Source organism: Streptomyces sp. NPDC037288 (assembly GCF_055603265.1).
In genome coordinates, this window is the sequence record NZ_JBVJVY010000156.1 from 1 (window position 1) to 3593 (window position 3593).

A 3593-nucleotide genomic window follows, 5' to 3' on the forward strand; every position below is an offset into this window, starting at 1 on the left:
CAAGCGAGTTGACATCCATCACAAGATCATGATTGCTGATGGCTACCCACCGTCACCACCGACTACGGGCCAGACCCGTTGATTGGACAGACCCTTTCGTTACGGCAGATCCACTTGTTCCCCAGCGGAAAGAGGACGCACGATCGCGTCAGGACCGGGCGTCATGATGGATTCCCGCCCATCATCGAAACGCACCCGATACGGCGGCGCACCGCCCTGGCCCAACACCTCGATGATCTCGCCTCTGCGATCGCGGCGGCCCACGATCCGGCCGAAGACAAGAAGCCCGTCACCCACACTGGCCCGCATCCCCGCCACCCCTCACTCCCAGGCATCCCGAACCTGGACATACTCCTACCCGCAGCCCCGCCCCGATAAGCGACCGACCGCCAGGTTGCGACACCGCGGCCACGATCCGGCCTCCCCGCCAGCACCATGCCCGCGCTCCTGCCCGCGCACGTCCCGCCGGCAGTCTCGGCTCCGCAGCAACACCTCAGGCGGCCCGCCCACAGCCCTGAAAGCAGCCGTCACCCGAGCGGACCACATGGGGCCGACGCGGGGTGTGCGACGCCACTCATCCACAGCACTCTGAACATGACCCAGCCCTCCACGGACAACAAGCCCGTCAACACCGCTCAGCGAGGGGCACCATGCCCCTCATAGCCTCACTCATCCTGCTGCGCATACTGCTCGCACTGGACGCCCTCGAACAGCACATGTTCCCCCTACACCACAACCGGCCAAACCCTCTGAAACCAGAGAATCACCAGCAAACACGGCTACACGCTGTGTACCGCTTCGTGCACTTGCCTCCCACCAGGTGCTACTCCTCTGGAACCTCATGTCCCAGTCTCCAGGTGTCCACGATCAAGCAATGCCGCGAACATCGTCGCCGTCCCGGCCCGACGACGGCCGGGCAAAGACCTCGATGTCAAGGAGAAGCGTGTCAACCGGGCGCATGCCCGGCTCCGCTACCCGGTGGAGCGCACCATCGCCCGGATCAAGACCTGGCGGATCCTCCGCAAGGCCAGACTCAGCCCGAACGCACTCACGTCAACCACAAAGGCCATCCTCACCCTGGAGGCTCACCGTTGAAAAGGCTCGGGATATTCCTTCTTGATCATCTGACGGGCAGCGCCCTGGCCCTCGCCGCGTTCGCGTTCCTGGCGGTCACCGCTACTCGCACCGCCCGTCTGCCCGGCACCGACCCGACCGGGCACCCCGTCCTGCCCGAAACACCACCCACCTGCAGTTATTTACGCGTCAGAGTCGCCCTGCCCCATCAGCGTCGGCGTAGCGGCCCGGGCGTAGGGCCGGTTCCTCCGGGGATGTGCGGGTGCGAGTGTGGCGCCCTGCACCCGGTGCCCGGGGGTCTGGGGCCGCTCGTGGGGGAGGACGCTTCAAGATCACCAACACCTGAGTCAGCCTTGGGCTGCTGCAGCATCTTTGATAAATCTCGGGCGGCTCGTAGCAAGGGAACGCGAGCTTTAGGGGGGTCAAAACGGCGGCCGTGCCCGGAAATAGCAATCGCCGCTACTGGACGGCCATCCAGACCGAAAACAGGAGCGCCAATACATCGCACGGTGGGAGAGTACTCGCCCATGTTATACGCCACCCCTTGAACGCGCACTCTCAAAAGCTTGGCCGCCGCGTCATCGACATCTGTGCAAGATTTTAGCGCGTGAGGCCAAGTTTCGGGCCGGAAAGCCAATATCGCCTTTCCGGCCGCTGTGCAGTGACAAGGGGCATAATCAAGGAGATCTGAGGGTGAACGCACACGGTTGCGATCATAGACGCGTTCAACGTAATTAACTGCGCCATTCACCAAAACGGCTAGATTTATAGTCTGATGGGTCTCCTCATGTAATGCGGCCATCCGAAGGAATATGCTCCGTCGGTCCGCTTTGACTGCAAAACCAGAGGGCTCGGGCCGTACGGCCGCGTAGCAGCCATCTGCATTACTAACTAATCCACACGAGGAAAGAATCGCCAGCAATCGGTGCGCAGTGCTCTTGGGTAAACCGCTGCAACGAGCCAAATCGGACAGCGGTAGCGCTGTTTCAGATGATTGAAGGAGTTGAAGTAGGATAACAGCACGCCGAACGCTCCTGCCGCCTACAGGTGACTCATTGTCGACAGCCGTCACAACTGCCTCCTTACCGTCGGTTCCACTCTTCAAGTAGCAGGGGATGAAACATTTAACGTCGGGGCGAGAACTGGCAACCCTTCATGAAACGAGCGTGGCGGTGACACCGGCACCATTAACCGTCGTTGTCACAAACTTCGCGCTGGCGTCCGCCGACCAGACTCTATCCGCGATAGCCAGGAAGTCCGCGATCAGCGCCAGCAGTACGTTCGTTAGCGGTTTTTCTCTCGCCAGTTCCACACCAGCCTAGGTATGTGGCACGGCGGCCACCTCCCCGTCGTCCATGGATACCGCAGACGGCCAACAAAGGTGCAAGGCTGCGCATTGTGTAAACATCGCAGCTTTCAGGCTCCTGTTCAGTGCTGCCGCAAGGCGTTACGCCCAATCAGCCACGCGCGTCCCGTAGGGGCGGCAGCGGAATTCAGCCGCGGTATTGTGGATGATGGCGCTGCTGTCCCTCGGGGGGCCGGCACATCTAACTCGGCTGCCCTGGCTTCATTCCGCAGAAATGCTTCACAAGGTACGGCATGAAGGCCAGAATTTCATGAACATCATTGCATCTTCCGACCTGCGCACTACGTGCTGCCCGAATCAGAATCAGGCCCTGGCATCTCGGAGCGCCCTCAAAATAACTCGGCTACTCAAGATGGCAGCGCACTGCCATATCCACAGTTGTGCTCTCAAAAGCCAGGAATGAATAGTCAACCTGACTGTCCATTGACTCTCCAAAACTGGATCGGCTTCCGGTATCCGCCAGCACAGCACCAAAACCACGGACTGTACAGGGGTGAGGCGATAGATGCGCCACAATTGCGCGTTTATGAATTCGGTTGGGTGATCCGGCCAGCACCGGCGCACGGATCTCGTGCAGCTCCCCTACGCCCGATAAGGGCTTGGCGTGAGGGCACGACAGATCGCGTTCCTTGTCCATACGTTTCCCTGGTTAAAAAGCGCCGAGTGTCTCGGCGGTGTCTGGCCGTTCCACCCCACGCGCACCCGGCCGGGCCCGCACCAGTGCCCAAGGCAGCCAGGGGAGGGGAGGGGGAAACGCGACCACTGTCGGCGAGCACCGCAAACGGCATCACGACACCGCCGCACCCGCTACCAGGCACCGTGCCAACCACTACACCGCCCCGGGCCAACATCGTACAGGGCATCAGCACCCCCAATACCGGGCACACCAGGAGACCTTGCGCACTTGTGAAAGCAACCGATCTGCCCACGCGGCGTTGTCAGTTGAGGGCGTGCTGTCAACTAGTGGTGAAGCTGGTGTCGCGCGTCAGACTTTCTGGCACAGGGGTTTGTTTGAGCCCCGTGAGCATGTAGGAGAGCCTGATGTCCCGTCCGCCGCGGTTCCCGGTGGAGCAGAAGATACGGATCGTGTTATCGGTCCTGTCCGGAGAGATGACGGCCGCTGACGCGGCCCGGAAGTACAAGACGTCGCAGA

Annotated in this window: 5 protein-coding genes; 1 reads left to right on the top strand and 4 read right to left on the bottom strand. The window is 61.4% G+C overall.

What is annotated here, in order from left to right; translation table 11 throughout:
* Window positions 1-99: 99 nt before the first annotated feature.
* A complete protein-coding gene (locus ACZ7GZ_RS42630) occupies window positions 100-309 on the bottom strand; it encodes a DUF1918 domain-containing protein (RefSeq protein WP_360101223.1) in 210 nt (69 codons plus the stop codon).
* Between the two features lie 576 nt (window positions 310-885).
* On the opposite strand from ACZ7GZ_RS42630, the gene ACZ7GZ_RS42635 reads away from it, so the two are divergent.
* Window positions 886-1095, top strand: a complete 210-nt coding sequence (locus ACZ7GZ_RS42635; RefSeq protein WP_471033188.1) for a transposase family protein — start codon at window positions 886-888, stop codon at window positions 1093-1095.
* A gap of 187 nt (window positions 1096-1282) precedes the next feature.
* On the opposite strand, the gene ACZ7GZ_RS42640 is transcribed toward ACZ7GZ_RS42635, so the two are convergent.
* The 3 genes from ACZ7GZ_RS42640 to ACZ7GZ_RS42650 form a co-directional block, all read right to left on the bottom strand.
* Window positions 1283-2146 carry an IclR family transcriptional regulator gene (locus ACZ7GZ_RS42640; RefSeq protein ID WP_471033181.1) on the bottom strand — a complete coding sequence of 288 codons (864 nt, stop codon included), beginning with the start codon at window positions 2144-2146 and terminating at the stop codon, window positions 1283-1285.
* 81 nt (window positions 2147-2227) lie between these two features.
* Window positions 2228-2386: a hypothetical protein gene (locus tag ACZ7GZ_RS42645; RefSeq protein ID WP_471033183.1), complete on the bottom strand. Its 159-nt coding sequence runs from the start codon at window positions 2384-2386 to the stop codon at window positions 2228-2230.
* A 397-nt stretch (window positions 2387-2783) separates the two neighbouring features.
* Window positions 2784-3077 carry a hypothetical protein gene (locus tag ACZ7GZ_RS42650; protein WP_471033185.1) on the bottom strand — a complete coding sequence of 98 codons (294 nt, stop codon included), beginning with the start codon at window positions 3075-3077 and terminating at the stop codon, window positions 2784-2786.
* Between the last annotated feature and the right edge of the window lie 516 nt (window positions 3078-3593).